The 22,055-nt window shown below is 66.9% G+C and carries 12 protein-coding genes and 3 tRNA genes; 10 read left to right on the top strand and 5 right to left on the bottom strand.

Annotated features, from left to right (window positions below):
• Positions 1-34 precede the first annotated feature (34 nt).
• Positions 35-1,237, bottom strand: coding sequence for a CaiB/BaiF CoA transferase family protein (locus tag ACOGI5_RS09815; RefSeq protein WP_419864236.1), 1,203 nt, complete (start codon positions 1,235-1,237; stop codon positions 35-37).
• A gap of 256 nt (positions 1,238-1,493) precedes the next feature.
• Between ACOGI5_RS09815 and ACOGI5_RS09810 the strand changes: the two genes are divergently transcribed.
• The gene (locus ACOGI5_RS09810) at positions 1,494-6,122 is read left to right on the top strand and encodes a cadherin domain-containing protein (protein ID WP_419864235.1); all 4,629 of its coding nucleotides are present in this window, start codon (positions 1,494-1,496) and stop codon (positions 6,120-6,122) included.
• Between the two features lie 44 nt (positions 6,123-6,166).
• On the opposite strand, the gene ACOGI5_RS09805 is transcribed toward ACOGI5_RS09810, so the two are convergent.
• From ACOGI5_RS09805 to ACOGI5_RS09795, 3 genes are all read right to left on the bottom strand, one after another.
• Positions 6,167-12,835: a cadherin-like beta sandwich domain-containing protein gene (locus ACOGI5_RS09805; protein ID WP_419864234.1), complete on the bottom strand. Its 6,669-nt coding sequence runs from the start codon at positions 12,833-12,835 to the stop codon at positions 6,167-6,169.
• A 201-nt stretch (positions 12,836-13,036) separates the two neighbouring features.
• A tRNA-Val gene (locus ACOGI5_RS09800) sits at positions 13,037-13,113 on the bottom strand.
• 79 nt (positions 13,114-13,192) lie between these two features.
• Positions 13,193-13,263, bottom strand: a tRNA-Cys gene (locus tag ACOGI5_RS09795).
• A 239-nt stretch (positions 13,264-13,502) separates the two neighbouring features.
• Between ACOGI5_RS09795 and ACOGI5_RS09790 the strand changes: the two genes are divergently transcribed.
• The 9 genes from ACOGI5_RS09790 to hflX all read left to right on the top strand — a co-directional run bounded on the left by ACOGI5_RS09790 (position 13,503) and on the right by hflX (position 21,208).
• On the top strand, positions 13,503-14,672 hold the full coding sequence (locus ACOGI5_RS09790) for a DEAD/DEAH box helicase (protein WP_419864233.1): 1,170 nt from the start codon (positions 13,503-13,505) through the stop codon (positions 14,670-14,672).
• Between the two features lie 108 nt (positions 14,673-14,780).
• Entirely contained in the window at positions 14,781-16,019 is a 1,239-nt protein-coding gene (gene metX, locus ACOGI5_RS09785; RefSeq protein ID WP_419864232.1) for a homoserine O-acetyltransferase MetX, read from the top strand.
• The gene (locus ACOGI5_RS09780; protein WP_419864231.1) at positions 16,016-16,225 is read left to right on the top strand and encodes a hypothetical protein; all 210 of its coding nucleotides are present in this window, start codon (positions 16,016-16,018) and stop codon (positions 16,223-16,225) included. The genes metX and ACOGI5_RS09780 overlap by 4 nt, the downstream gene beginning before the upstream one ends.
• Before the next feature lie 13 nt (positions 16,226-16,238).
• Positions 16,239-16,463, top strand: coding sequence for a hypothetical protein (locus tag ACOGI5_RS09775; RefSeq protein ID WP_419864230.1), 225 nt, complete (start codon positions 16,239-16,241; stop codon positions 16,461-16,463).
• An 86-nt stretch (positions 16,464-16,549) separates the two neighbouring features.
• Positions 16,550-16,626 (top strand) — tRNA-Gly (locus ACOGI5_RS09770).
• A gap of 25 nt (positions 16,627-16,651) precedes the next feature.
• On the top strand, positions 16,652-17,611 hold the full coding sequence (locus ACOGI5_RS09765; RefSeq protein WP_419864229.1) for an SDR family oxidoreductase: 960 nt from the start codon (positions 16,652-16,654) through the stop codon (positions 17,609-17,611).
• A gap of 67 nt (positions 17,612-17,678) precedes the next feature.
• Positions 17,679-18,632, top strand: coding sequence for a nucleotidyltransferase domain-containing protein (locus ACOGI5_RS09760; protein ID WP_419864228.1), 954 nt, complete (start codon positions 17,679-17,681; stop codon positions 18,630-18,632).
• Positions 18,633-18,704: 72 nt separating this feature from the next.
• A complete protein-coding gene (gene dapF, locus ACOGI5_RS09755; RefSeq protein ID WP_419864227.1) occupies positions 18,705-19,814 on the top strand; it encodes a diaminopimelate epimerase in 1,110 nt (369 codons plus the stop codon).
• Positions 19,814-21,208, top strand: coding sequence for a GTPase HflX (gene hflX / locus ACOGI5_RS09750; RefSeq protein ID WP_419864226.1), 1,395 nt, complete (start codon positions 19,814-19,816; stop codon positions 21,206-21,208). The genes dapF and hflX overlap by 1 nt, the downstream gene beginning before the upstream one ends.
• 44 nt (positions 21,209-21,252) lie before the next feature.
• Here the strand turns inward: hflX and ACOGI5_RS09745 are convergent, their stop codons facing one another.
• The gene (locus tag ACOGI5_RS09745) at positions 21,253-21,978 is read right to left on the bottom strand and encodes a DUF4328 domain-containing protein (RefSeq protein WP_419864225.1); all 726 of its coding nucleotides are present in this window, start codon (positions 21,976-21,978) and stop codon (positions 21,253-21,255) included.
• Between the last annotated feature and the right edge of the window lie 77 nt (positions 21,979-22,055).

Here is a 22,055-nt window from a genome sequence, read left to right as displayed (position 1 = left end):
TGCAGCGGCAAGCCGCGGGCCATGTGTGCTGCGATCAGGCGGTGACGAGGACTCCTGCCGCCTCGAGCCGGTCGAGCTGCTGGTCATCGAGCCCGAGCAGACCTCCGATCGTCGCCCGGTTGTCCGCCCCCCGGGCAGCGACGTGGCCGTCGGTGCCGATGCCTGAGCCGAGCGCCGGACGCGCTGGCACCGCGAAGCCCGAGGCGGTCTCTGCCAGCAGCCCGCGGTGCGCGGCCCAGTCGGTCTCGGCCAGCTCGGTGATGGAGCGCATCTCGGCCACGCTGAACGGTGTGCCGGCCTCGATCGCCCGCCGGAAGTCCTCCACGTCGGCGAAGCCGGCCGCCCACTGGGTCATCTCGTCGTACAGCTCGTAGCGGTTGGCCATTCGTGCCGCAGGCGTGGCAAAGCGGGGGTCGTCTGCCAGTTCGGGACGTCCCATGGCCGTGAGCAGGTCGTCGAACCATGCGGCGGGGTTTCCGGCGATGGCCCACACGCGCCCGTCGGGCAGCACAAGGATCGGGCATTCGTGGGCAAGGCCTGCGTTGGGCTCGTCCCAGCCGCCCGCCAGCTCGAGCGCTGACCACTCCTGGATGTACACCATGGCCTCGACCATGCACACATCGATGTGGCCGCCCCGGCCGGTCCTGGCCGCCTTGACGAGCATGGCGTTGACCGTGGCGGCTGCCGACATGGCCGTCACGATGTCGCCCACCACCAGCGGCGGGTTCTCGGGCCGGGCACCGGTTTCGCGCATGGCGTAGTCGATGTAGCCCGATTCCATGTGGCCCACGGGCGCGTACGCGCGCTTGGCTGCCCACGGCCCGGTCTGGCCGAATCCGGTCACCGAGCAGTACACGAGCTTGGGGTGCAGTGCGCACATCTCGTCGGCACCGAGGCCGAACTTGGCCATCACACCCGGCCGGTAGTTCTCCACCACGACATCGCAGCGGCTGATGATCTCTCGCACGAGCTCCGGGGCCGTTGGCGCACGCAGGTCGATCGAGCAGAAGCGCTTGCCGGCGTTCTGCTGGGAGAAATAGGGGTTGACGTCGCCCGGCACGTGGGGCGGGAAGGTCCGGCTGAGGTCGCCGTCGACCGGCTCGATCTTGATGACCTCGGCCCCGAGGTCGGCCATCATCCGCGTGGCCAGCGGCCCCGCCACCACCCGCGTGAAATCCAGCACCCGGATGCCCTCGAGCGGCCGCTGATCAGCGCTGTCGTCCGCCGGTTCGCTCATGCCGCCGAGCAGTCTGACACGACCCCTGTGCGCGTTTCAGAGCCGCAGTTGTCTGCGTCGCGGCCGACAGCCGCGACGTTCTCTCGGGCGCGCTCGGACATGCGTGACGTCGCAGAGGGCCTGCCGCCGGGTGCGTCGATTGCCGCAGATTTGAAGATAGTCGTCGTTACTATTTCGAACCGCGTCCGCGGATCGGACTCCTGCGGCTGCTGTGGCCCCACCCGGGTCCTCAACCTTGCGACGAGTGGGAGCCGCAATGCAGGCAGCGGGAACGAGGGGCGCGGGCGCGCCAGGCACGTCGCGGCTCAGCAGAGCTGCAGCGGCGCTGCTGATCGCTTGCGGTGGCCTCATCGCTCCCCATCATCATGCGCCGACGTCGGCCCAGACACTGGACTGCAGCAGCGGCATCGCGGTGCCGAACCCCACCAGCAACCCGGGCTTGGTGGCCGACTGCGAGACGCTGCTCGACGCGCAGGACACCATGTCCAGCTCCGCAAGCCTCGGCTGGTCTGCGTCGGTCTCGATGATCAACTGGTTCGGGGTCGTCATGTCCGGCGGGAGAGTGACCGAGCTTCGCATCGCTGGAAAGCGGCTGGACGGCACCATCCCCGCCGACATCGACGATCTCAGCGCCCTGACCTATCTCGACATCGAAACCAACCAGCTCACCGGGTCGATACCGAGCTCGCTGGGCAACCTCAGCGGCCTCACTCACATCAATCTGGCGAACAACCAGCTGTCCGGATCCATTCCGGGTGCGCTCAGCAATCTCGCCGATCTCTCCGTTCTCGACTTGGAGAACAACGGCTTGACCGGGTCACTGCCGAGCTCGCTGGGCGACCTGTCCAATCTCACAGCGCTCGAGTTGTCCGGCAACGGCCTGAGTGGTGTGATTCCCACCACGCTGGGCGACCTGTCCAGCCTCACCGTGTTCACGGCGGCCTTCAACGAGTTCGGGGGAGCGTTCCCCTCCCAGTTCCGCCGGCTGTCCAATCTCGAAGTGCTGGACCTCATCGGGATCCGCTACCGCACGTCGTTCCCAACCTGGCTGACAGACCTCGCCAACCTGACGCATCTGAGGCTGAGCGGCAACGAGCTCTACGGCGAACTGCCGCCCGAGATCGGCAACTTGACCGATCTCGTCGAGCTCGATCTCAGCGGTCTCGGCCTGCAGCACCAGATTCCCGCCGAACTCGGCAATCTCTCGCAGCTCACGACCCTCTATCTCGACTCGAACGACCTGAGCGGCGACATCCCCATCGAGCTCGAAGAGCTGGTGAACCTGACCGCGATCTCGCTGGCGAACAACAGCTTGACGGGCTGCGTGCCGGGCTCGTTCGCATACATCGCCAGCCACGACCTCGGCAGTCTCGGGCTGCCCTACTGCCGCGCCAAGCCGATCTTTCCTGCCACAGGCTCCCGGGTGCGCAGCGTGTCCGAGCACGCTGCAGCGGGAACTGCGGTGGGCCCTCCGGTAGCCGCCAGGGACCGGGACGGCGAGGTGCTCACCTACTCGCTCGGCGGCGCCGACGCCGGGAGCTTCGAGATCGACGCCTCGACGGGACAGCTGAGGGTTGCCGCCGAGCTCGACTACGAGACCCAGCAGACGCACTCGGTCACGGTGTCGGTGCGTGACGGCACCGACCGCGACGGCAACGCCGACACCTCCATCGACACCACCGTCGGCATCACCGTCGAGGTGCTCGACGTCGACGAAGCACCCACCGTGTCGGGACCCAGCGCGGTGTCGATCGCCGAGAACTCGGAGGCGAGCCTGGGCTTCTATTCCGCCGACGATCCCGAAGGCACGCAGGTCTCGTGGTCGGTCGGTGGAACCGACAACGGACCATTCAGCATCGATGAGAACGGCCAGCTCACCTTTGACGTGCCGCCCGATTACGAATCGCCCGCGGACGCGAACCGGGACAACGAGTACAAGCTCGCCGTGCGGGCATCCGATGACACGCACACGGTCTCGCTGGACGTCACGGTCACGGTGACCCCGGTCGATGAGCCGCCGGTGCTCGTCGGACCACGGGTGGCAAGCATCAACGAGAACAGCACGGGCACGCTGGGCAGCTACAGCGCCACAGATCCAGAACGCGAGAGCGTCACGCTCACGCTGCGAGGCCCCGATGCGTCCTCATTGACGCTCGCGAGCGACGGAACGCTGAGCCTCGACTCGGCGCCGGACTTCGAGCAGCCTGACGACGCCGACTCTGACACGGTGTACCGGGTCACCATCGACGCCTCGGACGGCGCCCTCATCACTTCCAGGCAGGTGCGGGTCGCGGTGCGCGACCTCAACGAAGCACCCGAGGTGACCGGCGACACGACGATCGAGCGCAACGAGCTCTCCACCAGCGCGTTCTCGGTGCTCGGCTACTACGACGCAGACGATCCCGAATTCGGCAATGTGCAATGGCGGCTGTCCGGAGACGATCGCCGGGCCTTCACGATCGACGGGAACGGCTACCTGAGGTTCGCGCAGGCCCCGGACTTCGAATTCGCCGAGGATGCGAATCAGGACAATGCCTACGCCGTCACGGTGGAGGCATTCGACGGCCGGAACACCGGGTCGCTCGATGTACGGGTCACGGTGCTCAACGACGACGAAGTCGCCGAAGTCCGCCCGACGCTGCTGTACCCGCAAGTCGGCACTTCTGTGGGCTTGATCGTGGATGACCCTGACGGTCGCACCAGCGGACACACATGGACGTGGGAACGTCGAACCACTCAATCCGGCTGGACCCAGATTCCCGATGCCACATCGAGTTCGTACACGCCGACCCAAGCCGATCTGGGCCTGCGCTTGCGAGCCAGTCTCGTCTACAGCGACCCACACGGATCTGGCAAGAGCGTAAGCCACACATGGCAGCGCGCGACGCGCTCGCGGCCGGGGAGCAATCGTGCGCCGTCGTTCCAGTCGACGTCGACCCTTGAGCTGTCAGTGCCCGAGAACAGCGGCGTCGGCACCGCCATCGGCAGCCTCGTCACGGCCACGGATCTCGATGGCGACCAACTCACTTACTCACTGAGCGGAGTCGACGATGACTTCGTCGAGATTGACGCCTCCACAGGGCAGCTTCGCACGCGTGCACCGCTCGATCACGAGTCCGTGGCAACCCTGAACGTGCTGGTGAGGGCTACCGACCCGTCAGGACTGCGGGCGCAGCGACCCGTCAGGATCGAAGTCACCGACGAAGCGGAAGCCCCGGTCCTGAGCGGACCCCATGTCGTTTACACCAGCGAACACTCGACCTTCAGCGTCGAGTTCCGCTCCTGGGATCCCGACCAGAGCCCATTGGAGTGGCGTCTCGGGGGGCCAGACCAGGGCGATCTGCAGATCGATTCCTCCGGCGTCGTGCGGTTCTCGTCGCTGCCCGACGCCGACGCCCCCGCTGACTCGAATCTCGACAACATCTATGCGGTCGATGTCATCGTCTCCGACGGCACCTTCTCCGATTCACAGCGTGTCCAGATAGTCGTGGCCAACGTCGACGAGACCGGCTCTGTATCGCTGTCCGAGACCGAGGCGCTCCCGGGCACGAAGGTTGGTGCCCAGCTGACCGATCCGGACGGAGGCGTCTCCGACGTGAGCTGGGAATGGCAGCGGTCCCGCAACGGCGTCACCTGGACGCCCATCGCGCACGCGACCGCTTCCAGTTACACCGTCGCCCGAAGCGATTCCGGTTATCGCCTGCGCGCCGAGGCCGTGTACGACGACGGCCATGGGCGGGCAAAAACGGCAGTGAGCGGCAGTGTCGTGACGAGCTTGACGCTTGAACCTGCCAGGAAGCGGCAAACCGTTCCGGCGCAGCAGGGCTCCAGGGGCGGCGGCTCGGGTGGGCAATCAGGTACCAGCGGTGGCGGCGGCGGAGGGGGCGGCGGCAGCGGCGGAGCGAGCGGCGGCGTGGATGGTGTGGAGGGGACGACGCTGTTCGTAGCGAACGGTTGGAGTCCTGCAGACATTGGTGTTGCCGCCGCATTCGCAGCGCGTCTGGCGGGTGCGGCTGTCGTCTACACCGAGAGCGAGCAGCTTCCCCCTGCGGTCCGAGCACTGCTCGACATCCGAACCGTTCACGTCATTCCCGTCATCGGCGGCGAGGCAGCAGTGTCCAATTCAGCGCGCGCATCGCTCGCGGAAGCTGAGCCATTCGCAGACATCAAGCGAATCACCGGCAACGACCGCGTCGAGACGTCGATCAACGCTGCTCGTCTCGCGCTCGACGGCACGCCAGATGGCCGAGCGGTGCTCGTGGTGGCCAACGGGTGGAGCCCGCCCGACATCGGTGTCGCCGCAATGCTCTCAGCTCGCCTGGATGACTCCGCTGTCGTGTACACCCGCGCCGACGCTGTCTCCGAGAAGCTGCGCACCTTCATCGCGGAGACGTCGCCGTTCCGCATCTTGATCGTCGGCGGCCCCGCGGCAGTGTCGGAAGCCGTCGAGAACGACATCCGCGCCGCCGGAAGCGCAAGCATCGAACGAGTCAGCGGCACATCGCGCGCCCACACAGCCCAGCTCGCGGCCCAGCTGCTCACCGGCGGCTCGGCACGGCTTCCAGCAGGCGAGCAAGTCGTGATCATCGCCAGCGGGTGGAGCCCGCCCGACATCGGCATCGCTGCGGTGCTCTCTGCACGCACGTCGGCCTCAGTGGTGGCCTACATGGCACCCGACGGCGTGCCAACCGAGACCGCTGAATTGCTCAAGCATCTGCGGCCCGGGCTGGTCCGGGTCGTCGGCGGCACCGCTGCAGTGCCCGCGCATGTGCTCAGCGAGATCGCCGACTTGTTGCCGGCTGGAGCCCGGATACGACGCACCAGCGGCAGCGACCGCGTCCACACCTCAGTCAGCGTCGCTCGCAGCGTCCTGCCCCGCGACTGACCGGCACAGCAACGACTGGCTCGCTGCCCGCTGTGACACGCGCCTTAGGACGGCTCTGGGCGAACGATGCTCACGTTGACAACTTGGTCGGCCGTCCAGGACAGGTCGACGTTCCTGAAGACAAAGTTCGAGTTTCCGCTCGGAAAATCAAGCTCCGCATCGTCTATACGCAGTTTCCAGTCTCCTGTGCCTGAAGCCGGCGCCCGAAATGCCAGACAGAGCTTCCGCTCCGACTCCAAGTACCAGAGCCACTTGACTTGAAGCTGGATGCTGCTCGTTACGTTCGAGAACAGGGTGTCGTCGTTGTAGGCGCCCAGGCTGCTGCTGCCATAGTCGGCCACCGTCATCTCCCCCGACCACAGCGTCTCGACCGCATGCGCCACCGCAGCCGTCGCGTCGCTGGTCAATGTCTCGGAGAACCCGTGGTCATCGGTGAAGCTGACCTGCACCTTGATGGCCTTGCCCACGTCGTCGTGGGTCAGGGTATGCGTCTGGCCGGTGGCGCCGACAATGTCCGTGTCTGAGCTGCCGTCGCTGCGTATCCACTGGTAGCTGAACTGCACGTTGGTGAGCCCATTGGCGTCGCTGATCCCTGAGGTGTCAGCACTGAGCGTCTCACCCTCCTGCGCTGTGCCCGTGATGGTCGGCAGGCCGGTGGCGGTCTGATTGGACGGGCTGAACACCCAGGGACGGGCTTGCTTGATGGCGAGGATGTCGTCGCTGGTGATCTTGAATTCGATCTCCATGGCGAAGGGCTCGCCGGGTGCGGGGTCGTACAGCGTCTTGAAGTGGTCGTGGATCACTTCGAGGTGCTCGCCGAGCTGGCGGAGCTGGGCGTCGTCGAGGAGGAGTTCTCCGGGTTCCACCTGGTTGGAGGTCGCCAGGATCGCGATGTCGTTGCCGCTGGGGTGCAGCAGGATCTCCTCGGGCTCGGAGTAGGCATCGGGGTTCGTGACGAGGTCCTCGCCGAGCTGGGTGTTGACGTAGTAGTAGCCGTCGAATCCGCTGACGGGGTCGAAGCTGACCGCGACGCCGTTGGCGAGCTCGTCGGTGTAGTTGGGGTGCACCAGCACCCCCATCGCGGTTGCGAGGTGGTCGATGCGGTGGAACTCGCGCTCGGTGAAGGCCCGGAAGTTCCACAGGCTGGCATAGACCCCTTTGATGGATTTGTCGATGCCGTCTTCGACGGTCTCGTCGGGATCCTGGGTCTTGGAGTCGTACAGCCCCGCCCCGCTGAACCCGGGAAGGTCTTCGTTGTTGGTGCTCGACCGGTAGCGAAGCGACTGCCCCACGGGGTAGGTGGCGTGCATCGCGGTGAGCGCGTCCAGGATCCAGGTAGGCGTCTGGCCCTTCTTGATGGCCTTGCGCAGATCCTTGAGCATGTCCTCTTGGACATCGAAGTCGGTCTGGAAGCTCTCGTCGGCGAGCATCTCTTCGATGTCGTCATAGAACCCGTTGTGCTTCATGAACTCGTCGTAGAAGTAGAACGGCACCGCGAATCCCTCGGGCACGGTCCCGGGCGGGAAGCCCAGCGTCCCCAGCACGGCCACATTGGCGGCCTTGACCCCGAAGGCGTCCCAGTCCTCGAAGCCGACGGCGCTCAGGGGGGTGATCGCGGTGACCGACAGATCGCGTTGGGGTACTTGTGCCGTAGCGGGCCGCAACGCGGCGTAGTGGGCGTCGACCTCGGCGGGGGTGGCTGCCCTCAGGCTCCATCCGCTCTCGGTCACCTCGTAGCGGACGTAGCTGTCGAGGAGGCCGTCGATGGTGGCGTCGTTGAGGGCGTCGCTGATGAAGGCGTTGGGGACGCCGTCCTGCACGGCCCTCAGGTTCACGTGCGACAGCGGCGTCTGGGGCACGGTGGTGATGATCCCTGCGACGCGGGGCAGCTCGTTGGGCAGTGCCTCGTATATCGCGATGTCGCGGGGATGGGGCCGGTCCCCCTGCTCCATGACCCGCAGCCGGCCGTATCCCACTGCGGGGTTCATGGGCAGGAAGCTGGATCCGGGGTGGATGTCCTCGTCGAACATGAGCGGGATGCGCGACTGTCTCAACAGCGGCAGCTCGGACTGGTAGCTCGCGAGGCGGTAGTTCGGTATGTGCAGGGCCAGGTTGTCGTCGAGGAGCGGCATCCCGGCCGCGAGCAGGGTGTGGATGCGCTCGAGCAGGTCGGTGCTGTAGCGGTTGTCGTAGCGGTTCAGCCACCAGTAGTAGACGCCGGTGCTGCCGTCGGGGGCCTCGAGTGCGGGGTCGTAGACGATCTCGCCCGGCACGGCCCAGGGCAGGTCGGCCTCGAGGTGGCCTATCGCATCGAGGAACAACGCGATGGGATGGCGGAGGTGCGTCTTGGAGTTGATGAAGAACAGGGTCGGCGAGTCGGTGTCCATGCCCAGCAGAACGAACTTGACGTACTGCCCGCCATAGGCCAGCGTCTCGAAGGTGGGCTGATCGGGCACGGCTGCGGCGCCGTCGGTGAGCCCGATGGCCGGGGCGGGGTTCACCGGGCTCATGGTCCCGAGACTGTCGAGTTCGGTGAGGTCGTCGACGCAGTCGCCGTCGACGTCGGCGGGGTCGGTGATGAGGTACTTCTCCACCCGGTAGCGCTCCGGCGGCAGCGCGGCCACGTTCTCCGCCAGCATCGTCGTGGACGCCTCGCCCCTGATCACCGCGACCGGTGTCTCGGACACCACGCCGTCCTCTTGGTGGTTGACATACAGCACGAAGTACTCGCCGATGTTGGATGCCACCTCGATGGGGACCGCCGTCACCGCCACCGCCGTGGGCGTCGGGTCGAAGACCGGCGAGCACGAGCCGCTAGTGCCCTCGTCGTTGTCGGCGATGGTGATGGTCTGCGGGACGCCGATCACCGCGCCGTCGAGCATCGCCGTGATCTCGATGCTCTCGTCGGCGTCTCTGACAGTGTCGTCCACCGCGGTCACGGTGGCGTGTGCCGAGGTCTCGCCGGCGGCGAGCGTCAGCGTCTTGGCGGTGACTGTGTAGTCGGCGACCTCGGTCGCGGTGCCCGCCAGGACCAGCGTGACCGTCTTCGCCTCGGTGAACGTCACGCCTCCGGTGCTCACGGTCACCGCCGTCGACGTCTCGCCCTCCTCGGCGATGGATTCCGAGCCGACCGATACCGCCCAGATCGCGGCGTCGTCGGCGACACGGTGGACCGTCAGCGTGTAGACGCGGGTGGTGACGAGGTCCGAGGCGGTGACTTGGACCTTGATCGTGTTGTCGCCCAACGCGAGGTCCACCTGCTGGCCGTCGGCGTGGTCGTCGGCGTCGGGGAGTTCCACGTCGTTGCCGTCGAGGAACACGACCGTGGCGTTGCCCGCGTCGGCTGCTTGGGCGGTCACCGTCACCTGCGACACCGAGTCGCCCACCGAAACCGTGTAGGACGTCGTGGCGGTGCCGAAGGCGGGGGTCAACGTCCCGGCGCTGAGGCTCAGAGCGCTCAGGTCGGCGTTGCCCGGCATGTTGTAGGCGAACAGCTTGTCGCTGTAGGTGGTCCCCACCCACATGGTCGCGCCGTCGGACCAGATCGCCCGGGGAAGGTCCTGGACGTGCCAGAACAGGGTGTCGAAGTCCCGGTCGGGGTCCCGCTGCCCGTCGGCCAGCGTGTAGGCGAAGATCTTCTCGTCATACCAGCTGTTGGCCACCCACATGGTCGTGCCGTCGGACCACAGGCCGGCGGGACGGGCGTTGGCCGGGTCGAGGGTGTCGAAGTCCTTGCCGGGGTCCCGCTGCCCGTCGGCCAGCGTGTAGGCGAAGATCTTCTGTTTGTGAACGTCGGACACCCACATGGTCGTGCCGTCGGACCACAGGCCATAGGGGTACTGGTCGCCGATGTCGATATCCTTGCCGGGGTCCCGCTGCCCGTCGGCCAGCGTGAAGGCGTAGAGCTTGTTGTCGAAACTCTCGCCCATCCACATGGTGGTGCCGTCTGACCAGATGGACCGGACATGGGTGTCTCTGGAGGGCTTGCGGAGGTCGATGTCCTTGCCGGGGTCCCGCTGCTTGGTGGCCAGCGTGTAGGCGTAGGCCCTCTCACTGCCGTCGGCGTCGTCGGCCACCCACATGGTGGTGCCGTCGGACCACAGGCCGGTGACTGACCTGTTGTCCGCCGCGGCCAAGGTGTCGAAGTCGTCCTCGGCGCTCCATCCGTAGGGGGCCTCCGACCCCCGGTTGATGCTGACGGTGTAGCCCTTTCTCGTTCTGCCGTCGGCGGCGGTGACGGTCATCCTCACGTTGTTGCGGCCCTCGCTCAGGTCCACTTGGTGGCCGTCGGTGACGCTGTCGGCGTCGGTTCCGCTGTAGACCACCGCCGCGTCCCCGTCCGCGACGCCCAACACCGTCACCCGCGCCACCGAGGCGCCCACACCGAACTGGTACGCGGTGTCGCTGGCGCTGAATCCGGCAACACTGACGCCGTCCACCGTGAGCGCACTCAGGTCGGCATTGCCCGGGTCGGCGTTGCCGGGCATGTTGTAGGCGAAGATCTTGTCGTTGAGGAAGCCCGACACCCACATCGTCGCGCCGTCGGACCAGATCGCCCAAGGAAGGGTGTGGCCGTGCCCCGACAGGGTGTCGAAATCCCGGTCGGGGTCGCGCTGCCCGTCGGCCAGCGTGAAGGCGTAGAGCTTGGCGTCGAAACTGTCGGCTACCCACATGGTTGTGCCGTCGGACCACAGGCCGACGGGTCCCGTGTTGGCCGTGCCGTCGGTGTCGATGTCCTTGCCGGGGTCCCGCTGCCCGGTGGCCAGCGTGTAGGCGAAGATCTTCTTGCTGGAAAGGTCGGACACCCACATGGTCGTGCCGTCGGACCACAAGCCCATAGGGGATTCGTTCCCGGCCGCGCCGTCGGTGTTCAAGTCCCTGGCGGGGTCCCGCTGCCCACCGGCCAGCGTGTAGGCGAAGAGCTTGGCCTCGAAGTGGTTGGCCACCCACATGGTGGTGCCGTCGGACCATATGTCTCGGACATGGGCGTCTCCGAACGCCCCGGTCTGCCGGACGCGGATGTCCTTGCTGGGATCTCGCTGTTTGGTGGCCAGCGTGTAGGCGAAGATCTTCTCATTGCCGTAGGAGTCGTCGGACACCCACATGGTGGTGCCGTCGGACCACAGGCCATCGGCTGACTTGTTCCCGGCCGCCGCCAGGGTGTCGAAGTCGTCCCCGGCGCTCCATCCAAAGGGGTCCTCCGACCCCCGGTTGATGCTGACGGTGTATTCCTTGGTCGTGTTGCCGTCGGCGGCAGTGACGGTGACCGTCGCGACGTTGCGGCCCTCGCTCAGGCCCAGTTGGTGGCCGTCGGTGAGTCTGTCGGCGTCGGTTCCGCTGTAGGCCACCGTCGCCGCCCCGTCCGCGACGCCCGACACCGTCACCTGCGCCACCGAGGCGTCGACACCGAATTGGTACTCCGTGGTGCTGGCGCTGAATCCGGCGACACTGACGCCGTCCACCGTGAGCGCACTCAGGTCGGCACTGCTGGCGGGCGGATCGTCGTCGTCGGCAGTTCCCCGCACGACGGCTTGGGCGGTGTTGCGCAGCATTCGCCCGTCGGCGGTGCACACCGCGTGTGCTGTGACGCAGTCTGTTGGGGCGTTGAGCGACACGGTGACGTCGCCCGCTGCGTCGGGGGTCACGGTGAGTTCCCAGGTCTTGCCGGCGGGCGACACTTCGGTCACGACCCCCAGCGAGCCGCCGGTCACGGTCAGCGCGTCGGCCATCGATCCTGCGGTGACCTCGACGTCTGCTTCGTCGAAGTTGAGCTCCAGCGCGAAAGAGGTCGATCCGTCGTGCGTGTCGGGCACATCCGAGAACCACGCTCCCGGCGGTGCCGCGCCACGCTCAGGAAGCGTGTCGGAGCCGACGCTGAGCGACACGTCGGCGGTGCCGCCCAGAGAGGCGGACAGCACGCCGTTTGTGGGCCACCAGTACGTGCCGCGCAGCGCCAGCCCAGCGGGAACCAAGCTGTCGGAGCCGATGAACTGCTGGCCGTCGATCTCGAGGGTGAACTCGGTATCCAGCGAACGCCGCAGGCCCAGGTACAGGCCGCCGGCGACCTCGGCGAGCAAGATGACGTCATACGACGACCCGTCGACTTCGAATTGAACCGGCGTCAGCGAACCAAACTGCGCCCAGCGCGAGTAGCCCGCCCCGTCGTCACTCGCCCCCACATCCAACACTGATGTCCACGCCTCGACGAGGTCTGCGGGGACGCCCGGATCTGACTCAGTGCCCGGGTCTGTCTTAAGGCCCGGATTCGTGCGGGTGCCGACGGGCTCCCCCACCGGCTCGGTCACCTTCAGCTTGAGCCGGTACCCCACCGGGCCCACGGACTCCAGCCGCACCACATAGCTGCCCGCCGCCAACGTCAGGCTGAACCGCTCATCCGAACGCCCCAGCTCGGTGCCCGAGCCCAGCACCTCACCCCAGGCGTCCTCCAAGAACACATCCAGGTTCGCGCTCAGCAGCCGCAGCACCACCTCCACCGACTGCGGCGACGACAGCTCGAACCCATACCGCACCACACCGCCGGCCGCGTCGTCAATGGAGCTGTTGACCACCGTCTTGGCCTCGTCCGCGAGGTCGCCCAGCTCCACCGCCTCAGGAACGTCGCGAAGCTGCAGCTCCGGCGACGCACCCATCGCCGACGCCAACGGCCCCAGCACCGCCGCCGCCCCCACCAACACCGCCACGGTCGCCCTCAAGCACCGCGACCCACCACGCCGGCGTCTCACGCGTGCTCGCACTCAATAGATAGTAATGAGCACTATCTACAAAAACGAACTCTCGCGGCGCGAGAGTTAGTCCAGTCCTGGCAGGCGATCCTGACGGTGTGGGTGTCGCCGTCGTCGGCCTTAACGGTGATGGTCCAGCCGAGAACGGTGCCGAATTCACGGGCTTACAGATGGTGGGCGATACAGGAGTCGAACCTGTGACCTCTTGCGTGTCATGCAAGCGCGCTAACCAACTGCGCCAATCGCCCGGAGGGTGACTCAAGCTAGCAGCCTGCTTGCATGGCTCGGCCTACGCCGAAACCCTGCTCGGGGCCTAGCCGGCCAGTGAGGCGGAGACCGGATTCGAACCGGCGTACACGGCTTTGCAGGCCGCTGCCTAACCACTCGGCCACTCCGCCCGGCCGTCCGCAGGGTAGTGGCCGACCCCCGCGTTGACGGCGGCATTTGCAGCGACGTCGACCGCGGCGCTCCACGAGTCGAGAGGCGGCGTCGCTCGCCTTGCTCCGCCGTGAGGCATCGCCGTTCCCATACACTCGGCAGCCAAGGCAGTTCGCCGTGTGGCCCCACTGCCCAGCGTTGCCGCAGCCGAGCTCGCGGCGCCGCAACCTTCTGGGCCACATCCTTCGAAGAGACCCCCGTGACAACATTCATTGACTTAGGCGTACCTGCGCCCCTGTGCGACACCCTGGCTGACCAAGGCATCACCGAGCCATTCGCCATCCAGGAACTGACCATCGGCGAAGCACTCGCCGGGCGGGACGTCTGCGGCAAAGCCAAGACCGGCTCCGGCAAGACGCTGGCGTTCAGCCTGCCGATGCTGGCGCTGACGCCCCGCGCCGCCGACGGCCACCCCACCACGCTCATGCTCACGCCGACCCGCGAGCTGGCGAACCAGATCGCCGCCGTGGTCGAGCCGCTGACCAAGGCCGCCGACCTGCGGTCGATCGCCACCTACGGCGGCACCAACCTCGATCGGCAGATCGAGCTGCTGTCGGGCGGCATGGACGTGGTCATCGCCACGCCCGGCCGGCTGATCGACCTCATCGACCGCGGCGCCGTCAACGTTTCGGGCATCCAGCGCGTGGTGGTGGACGAGGCCGATCGCATGGCCGACATGGGGTTCCTGCCCCAGGTCGAGTGGGTGCTGCGCCACATCGACGGCCAGCATCAGACGCTGCTGTTCTCAGCGACGCTCGACGGCGTCGTGGACACGCTGGTCAAGCGGCACCTGCGAGACCCGGTCTTCCACGAAGTGACCGAGCGCGAGGTGACCGTCTCGGAGATGGGCCACCTGTTTCTCTCGGTGCACAAGATGGACCGGGTGCGGGTCGCCGCCCGCATGATCGCGGCGAACGGGCGCACGTTGCTGTTCACCCGCACGAAGCGCGGCGCCGACCAGCTCACCCGCGAGCTGCGAGAAGCGGGGGTGCGAGCAGGCGCCATCCACGGCGACCTGCCCCAGGTCAAGCGGGAGCGTGCGCTCGCCGACTTCGCCAAGGGCAAGCTGGCCGCACTGGTCGCCACCGACGTCGCCGCCAGAGGGCTGCACATCGACGAGGTCGACGTGGTGGTGCACTACAACGTTCCGCCTGAGCACAAGACCTACCTGCACCGCTCCGGAAGGACGGCTCGAGCGGGCCGCAGCGGCACCGCCGTCACGATGTTCCTGTGGGACGAAGAGCTGGAAGTGCGCCAGCTGCAGCGTCGGCTCGGCCTGCGGTTGCGTCTGCACGACGTGTTCTCGAACGACGAGCGTCTTGACGATCTCGCAGCGTTCGCGGCCAGCAGCGACAACGCCAGCCGCTGAAAACTGCTTTAGACAGGCCAGAGGGGGCCGGTACCCTTGCCTACCCAGCGGCACTCTGGCCGCTGGAACCCGGCCCCGGAATCGAAGGCCCAGGACGAAGGCTCAGCTGTGGACAGTGCGAGGCGCGCGAGCGCCCCGAACGACGATGCGGCGGCCTGGCCGCTGCCCGCCTCGGGTGCATGGCACCCGGGCCTCGGCGCGGCCGAGCGGCAGTTCTTCGATCTGTCGCCGGATCGGCCGTTCACGCTGGAAGGCGGTGGCGTGCTCCAGCAGCCAGTGCTCGCGTACGAGACCTGGGGCGCGCTCGACGCTGACGCGTCCAACGCGGTACTGGTCTGCCATGCGCTGACCGGAGATGCGCACGCTCATGGCGCAGCGCACCCGCCCGCTCAGCCCACTGATGGCTGGTGGAACGACTTCATCGGCCCCGGCCGCCCGCTCGACACCAACCGCTACTTCATCGTGTGCGCCAACGTGCTCGGCGGCTGCCAGGGCAGCACCGGCCCGTCGTCGCTGAACCCGTCCACCGGTGAGCGCTACGGACCCGATTTTCCCGTCGTCACCAATCGCGACGTGGTGCGCTCGCAGTGGGCGCTCGGCCGGCACCTCGGCATCAATCGCTGGCTCAGCGTCGTCGGCGGCTCGATGGGGGGCATGGCAGTGCTGGAGTGGGGCGTTACCTACCCCCAACGGGTCGGCTCTCTGGTCGTGATCGCAGCGTCAGCAGAGGCGTCCGCGCAGCAGATTGCCTGGAGCAAGGTGGGCCGGCAGGCAATCTATGACGATCCCAACTTCAGGGACGGTCGCTACTACGACGCAGCCGACGGGGACGGGCCCCATCGAGGCTTGGCCAATGCACGGCGGATCGCGATGATCCACTACCGCTCCGGTGACGAATTCGATCGCCGGTTCGACCGCCACAGCGAGGAACAGGTGCTTCCGCTGCGGCTCGAGCAACGCTTCGACGTCGAGAGCTATCTCGACTACCAGGGAGCGAAGTTCGTGCCCCGCTTCGACGCCAACACCTACCTGGTGCTCAACAAGATGATGGACCTCCACGATGTCGGGCGGGGCCGCGGCGGCATCGATGCTGCACTGGCCCGCATCGTCGCACCGACCATGGTGATGAGCGTCCGCACCGACTTTCTCTACCCGCGGCCTCAGCAGCTCAGGATTGTCGAGGCACTCCGCAGCCGGGGCACAATGCGAGTCGAGCACGTCGACATCGACAGCGACAACGGCCACGACGGCTTCCTCACCGAGCCCGACCAGACAGGGCCACCGATGGGCGAGTTCATCGACGACATCTACAAGAGCGGTGCGGGATCCCCGGGAGCCACCCGTTGACCGGCAGCGGAACGGCGCTGCTGGCCGACGCGCATGCCGGCGTGCCATCGGAGGCCGTCGGCTCGGGCCTGGGCGTGTGGTGGCTGCTGGTGGCAGTGCTGGGCCTGCTCACCGTGGCCTGTGGAACCGGATTCGCCCTGTACCTGCGGCGCACGGCCCCACGACAGTGGCAAGGTGACGTGAGCACCGCGGCCGAGCCATCATGAGAGCCGGAACGACATGAGCGAAACCTTCGACCCCCAGGAAATGATCACCCGCTTTGCCGAGCGTGCGCTGGCGGTGCGCAAGCGAAACCTGCCTGCCATCGGGGGCGAGGAGCGGCGCCACTTCATCCGCCAGGCCGAGCTGGACTTCATGGACTACGCCATGATCGGCGACGCCACCGCCACGCTCGACGACGGGATCCTGACGCTGCGCATCGACCTGCGGCCCTCCGAGGAATAACCGCCGGCGACGGCAGGGGCTCGCAGAACTCACGCATCGCGGCGGCTGACGCCTGCCGACGGGCGCTTGCTACAGTGATCCGCCGCGCGGATGTAGCTCAGTTGGTTAGAGCGCAACCTTGCCAAGGTTGAGGTCGCCGGTTCGACCCCGGTCATCCGCTCCAGCACGCCTCGAGACGGGAGAACAACATGGGTGCACTTGACGGACGTGTCGTCCTGATCACCGGCGCCGGCCGGGGCATCGGCCGCGAGCACGCGCTGCTGATGGCGTCGGAGGGGGCGAAGATCGTCGTCAACGACCTCGGCGGATCCGCCGACGGCACCGGCGCAGATCAAGGACCGGCGCAAGACGTGGTGTCTGAGATCGAAGCCATGGGAGGCGAGGCCGTCGCCAACGGCGACAGCGTCACCGACTGGGAGGGCGCCCAGCGCATGGTGAATGAGGCCGTCGAGGCCTTCGGCGACCTGCATGTGCTGGTCAACAACGCCGGCATCCTGCGCGACCGCGTCGTGGTCAACATGACCGAGCCGGAGTGGGACGCCGTCGTCGAGGTGCACATGAAGGGGCATTTCTGCCCCACCCGCTGGGCCGCTGCGTACTGGCGAGAGCAGTCCAAGGCCGGCAAGGAAGTCAGCGGCTCGATCATCAACACCGCGTCGGGGGCCATGCTCGGCAACCTTGGCCAGTTCAACTACTCAGGCGCCAAGGCTGGCATCGCCGCCATGACACTGGTGGCTGCCGGCGAGCTAGCTCGATACGGGGTTCGGGTCAACTGCCTGGCGCCGGTTGCGCGCACCCGCCTGACGTTGCAGACGCCGGGGCTCGGCGACGTGGTGAAGGCACCGGATGACCCCGCGCAGTTCGACGTGTACGACCCGGCCAACGTCAGCCCGCTGGTGGCGTACCTGTCCACGGCTGAGTGCCCGTTCACCGGTGGCGTCTTCCACGTGGGGGCCAACGAGGTGGGCCTGTACCAGGGCTGGTCGCTGTCGGACGACGACATCATCGTCACTGAGGGCCGCTGGACGGTCGAGGGCCTGACGGCTATGGCGCCCCGGCTGAACGAGGGACGCTCGAAGCTGGCGTCGGTTGCGACGGCCATCGGCGACACGTTCAAGAACTACGGCCAGCGCGAACCCACGAGGTAGCGCTTTGGGTGCTTGCTGTATGCCGCCGTCGCCCGGTGTGAGCGGGGTGCACCAGTAATCTCGGGGCATGGGCGTTCCCGACCTCGCGGCTGCCCGGCGCGCCGCGGGCGAACTCGTCGAAGCGGGCGCCGGGAGGGTCCTGCTCTTCGGGTCGTTGGCACGTGGTGAAGCCACAGAGCGCAGCGACATCGACTTGGTGGCCATCTACGACGACTTGGACTATGCCGAACGGGGCAAGCGCCGCTGCGCCTTGGAAGCCCGAGGCAGGGCCGCTGCGGGTCACCGGGTCGATGTCATGGTTACCGACGCTCCCGAATGGGCAGTGCGCACTGCCCGCGTACCGTGCTCGGTCGAGGCGCGCATCGCCGGCTACGCGCTCGAACTGGCCGACGCAGGCGACCACGACGGGATCGACTGGGACAAGGAGATCGGATTGCCATCAGACTCGACTGCCGAGCTGCAGAGCCGATTCACGGACATGTCCGACGCGATCGCTGCGCTCACCAACCAGATGCAGCCCGCGCCGCAAGAGGTGGCTGCCGCCGATGACATCGAGGAGCGCGCCGCTCTGGAGGATGTTCGTTGGGCTCGGGCCATGGGTGAGGTTCACATGATTGTGGAGTCGGCCGCCAAGGCCGCCCACATCGTGACCACCGACAGCGCACCTCCGCACGACCACAGGATCGATGCGCTGCTCGCCGACCAACCTGAAGCATTGCGCGACTCGTTCAGTCAGCTTGCGGGCGACGACGTCGAGCTTTCGGAGCTGCACATCTGGCGACCCGGTGCCACGTACTCAGCCGACCGTCCCCACAGCCGTTTCGACGACGCATCGCTTCGGGCGCACGTCGCGGCTGCCCTCAAGATCGCCGATTTCGCCGCCGAGCAATGCAGGCACGAGGGCGTCGCCGACTCGGCCCTCGTCCGCTACGAGCGCCGACGCAGCCACTGCCAACAGGTCCTCGAAGGACCTCTCCGCCACACCGGCACCCCGGGGAGCGCCCTCGAAGACCAAGCGTGACCCGCCGAGATTGCAAAACACGCACTGGCAGATTGCGAAACATGCATTGACAGCGTTGCAAGACACGCATTCGTGCGTTGTGAGTCGGATTCGGCTGGAGACGCCGGCTCGGTTGCTTCGTCGGGTGCGGCAAATCGCTCGTGGATTTCGGGGTCCAGGTGTGACAATGGAGCCGTGGAAACGCTCCATGTTGCGAAGCACCAGGCTCTCGGCAATGACTTCTTGATCGCCCTCTTGCAGCCGGACGAGCAGGCGGCAGTTGCCGCGAGTGGACTCGCATGGCCGGCCTTGGCGTCTCAGATCTGCGATCGAAGCTCTGGTATCGGTGCAGACGGATTGATCCTGGCTGCCGATACGAGTGCTATGCACCCGAATTTGGCTCAAGACGCATGCGAGGCGAATTCTGCGGCACAGACCAAGCATGTCCAAATGAGGCTGTTCAACTCAGACGGATCGTCGGCCGAGGTGAGCGGAAATGGTCTCGCCTGTCTCGTCCATGAGGTGGCGCGGGGACTCCTTCCGAGCATGAAATTCGACGATGGCGTCGAGTCTTCCGACCATGTTCTCGAACTCGTCGTCGACACTGACGGCGGAGAGAGACGGATGACGTTGGATGCCGAGCTCGACAGCGACGCAAGCGGTTCGCTCGTTCTCGTCGAGCCGGTCGCCCACGTCCGCATGCCAAGTGTGGTGCCTGGACCGTCCATTACAGCCGAGCTCGACGAGCAGATCAGCGAGTCGTTCGGCAACAGACAGCGAGAGACTGGCAACGTCGGCAATCCGCATCTGGTCATCAACGCGGGTCGGCCAGTGGACGAACTCGAGACCGCCCGCTTGGGGCCCAGATTTGAAGCGCCTTTTCCTCACGGCATCAATGTCGAATTCATCTGGAGCACCGAGTCAGACGCCTCGACTTCAACAGCCCCAGCGTCCATCGGCATGTCAGTGTGGGAGCGCGGCGCGGGTTTGACGCAGGCGTGCGGCACAGGTGCCGTGACTGCGGCTGTGCTGGCGACACGCTGGGGTCTCGTCCGGCCGAGTCCAGAGACAACCGTCGAGATGCCCGGAGGCGAGGCGATCATCTCGACTGATGGTGATGACGACCGTCCCGTTCTCAGCGTTCCGGTCGAGCACCTCAGCGACCATGAGTGGCCGCTGCACGCGACGTCACTGGATGCGTGATGGCTGGGACTGACGACATCGTCGAAGGGTCTGACGACACGCATCGGGGGGCGTTTGGGGAGTTCGGGGGGGCTGAGTCGGGGCTGATCGACCGGGCGTTCCGGGAGCAGATCGTGCTGGTGGGGGTGCAGCTTGCCGAACGGACGGCTGATGAGGTGGACGCCAATCTCGACGAGCTGGAGCGGTTGGTGGACACGGCGGGCGCGGACTCGGTGGAGCGGATCGTTCAGCGGCGGGATGCGCCTGACCCTGCGACGTTCGTCGGGCGGGGGAAGGCTGACGAGATTCTGGATGCCTCGCTGGAGCACGATGCCGACACGGTGGTGTTCGACGACGAGCTGTCGCCGGCGCAGCAGTTCAACCTGGAGCGGATTCTGAAGCGCACCGCGCTGGACCGGACGGCGGTGATCCTCGACATCTTCGCCCAGAACGCTACGACGCTCGAGGGCAAGGCGCAGGTGGAGCTGGCACAGCTCCGCTACCGGCTCCCCCGCCTGCGGGGCCGCGGCCGGCAGCTGTCCCAGCAGGCGGGCGGCATCGGCACTCGGGGACCGGGCGAGACCCAGCTCGAAGTGGATCGCCGGCGGATCCAGCGGCGGCTGGCGCGACTCGAGAAAGACCTGCGCGGGCTGCGGCGCACCCGGCTGAACCAGCGCAAGTCGCGCCGACGTTCCCGCTATCACACGGTGGCGATCGTGGGCTACACCAACGCCGGCAAGTCGACCCTGCTGCGGCGACTCACCGGAGCGAACGTTCTCGTGGAGGACCGGCTGTTCGCCACGCTGGATGCCACTACACGCCGTCTGCAGCTTCCCGGCGGCGAGACGGTGCTGGTCACCGACACGGTCGGCTTCATCAAGAAGCTGCCCACCTCGCTGGTCGAGGCGTTCATGTCGACACTGGAGGAGGTGGCCGAAGCCGACCTGCTGGTCCACTTGGTTGACGCCTCAGCGGCGGAGCCGGAGATGCACATCGACGTCGTGCGTGCGGTGCTGCGTGAGATCGGCGCCGGCGAGGTCGACGAACTCATCGCGTTCAACAAGTGCGACACGGCCGACGACGGCACCGTGAGGCAGCTGCTCGAACGGCACGAGGGCTCCCAGGCGATCTCGGCCAGCAGTGGCGACGGCATCGAGAGTCTTCTGCTCGCGGTCGGCGACCGCCTCCGGCACCTCACCGAGGTAACCGAGCTGCGCATCCCCTACTCCCGCGGCGACGCCCTTGCGGCAGTGCACCGGGAAGGCGAGGTGCTCTCGGAGACCCACGGCGACGACGCGACCGTGGTGCATGCACGACTTGACGATGCCTCTCGCAGCCTGTTCGCAGAATTCGCAACTAGCTCCGCCGACGACGACACCCCTGCAGATGTCGTCCGAGGCAGCGGCGAGCGATGATGCGGCGTGAGCTCGCACGCTTCGGAGGGGTACGTCCCGCCGCCCTACCCGTATGACCGGCTGGACGAGCTGAAGTCGCTCGCCGGATTCTGCAGCCGACGGCCGAGCTGGGCGATGAACATGGCTGCCATCACCGCCGATGCGGCAGCGACGACGTTGGCGCTGATGGACCACCCGAGGGCCGACTCGACCCTCGCGACGCGATAGCTCCCCGCCGTGACGGCCGACAGCTCGATGACTGCTGTGCTGACACCGCCGGCCACGGAGGCATACGCGAACGCGATCCACCAGGCAACCAGAAGGGGCGGCGTGCGGACGTCTCCCCAACTGCTGTCGACCGTGCCGTCGGTTCGCTCGGCGTTCGCGATCCGGTAGATCTCGGCCAACACCTTCGGCGGGATCACGAACCACAGGACCGGCAGGAAGTAGCCGCCGACCGCCCACGCCGGTCGCCAGCGCCGGTCGTAGGCCCACAGCTGGCGTGACACTCGATGCGCCTGGAGCGTCCAGACCACGAAGAGCACGAAGATCGGCAGGTACACGGATTCGAACAGCGCGACCACATCGGCTTCGCGCGCGATGGTCGCCAGGTCGTCCTCGGTGGTCGATTCGTTGAACCGGAAGTAGGCCATCGCGACCGTGACGGACTTCACCACGACTACGACGGCGTAGAACGCCAGCAGCCCGACCAGCCAACGCGTCAGATCGCGCGACAGGCCCCTGTCCTCTCCCGAGGTGACAGGCCTAAGGGCAACTCGCGGGCTCGTCATGAACGCCTCTCACCATAGGCATGACAGGGCTTCTTGGACTTGCTCTCTAGCGAACCGAAACGACTCAGATTACGATT

Origin of the sequence: Candidatus Poriferisodalis sp. (genome assembly GCF_965208925.1) — a bacterium.
Lineage (GTDB): Bacteria > Actinomycetota > Acidimicrobiia > Acidimicrobiales > Poriferisodalaceae > Poriferisodalis.
Note: the sequence above shows the minus strand (reverse complement) of the source record. Positions and strands in the feature narration are given on the sequence as shown.

Excerpts from the sequence above, each read along its gene's own strand:
- ACOGI5_RS09815 (WP_419864236.1), bottom strand. The coding sequence starts at position 1,237 with ATGAGCGAACCGGCGGACGACAGCGCTGATCAGCGGCCGCTCGAGGGC.
- ACOGI5_RS09765 (WP_419864229.1), top strand. The coding sequence starts at position 16,652 with ATGGGTGCACTTGACGGACGTGTCGTCCTGATCACCGGCGCCGGCCGG.
- ACOGI5_RS09760 (WP_419864228.1), top strand. The coding sequence starts at position 17,679 with ATGGGCGTTCCCGACCTCGCGGCTGCCCGGCGCGCCGCGGGCGAACTC.
- ACOGI5_RS09775 (WP_419864230.1), top strand. The coding sequence starts at position 16,239 with ATGAGCGAAACCTTCGACCCCCAGGAAATGATCACCCGCTTTGCCGAG.
- ACOGI5_RS09810 (WP_419864235.1), top strand. The coding sequence starts at position 1,494 with ATGCAGGCAGCGGGAACGAGGGGCGCGGGCGCGCCAGGCACGTCGCGG.
- hflX (WP_419864226.1), top strand. The coding sequence starts at position 19,814 with ATGGCTGGGACTGACGACATCGTCGAAGGGTCTGACGACACGCATCGG.
- ACOGI5_RS09745 (WP_419864225.1), bottom strand. The coding sequence starts at position 21,978 with ATGACGAGCCCGCGAGTTGCCCTTAGGCCTGTCACCTCGGGAGAGGAC.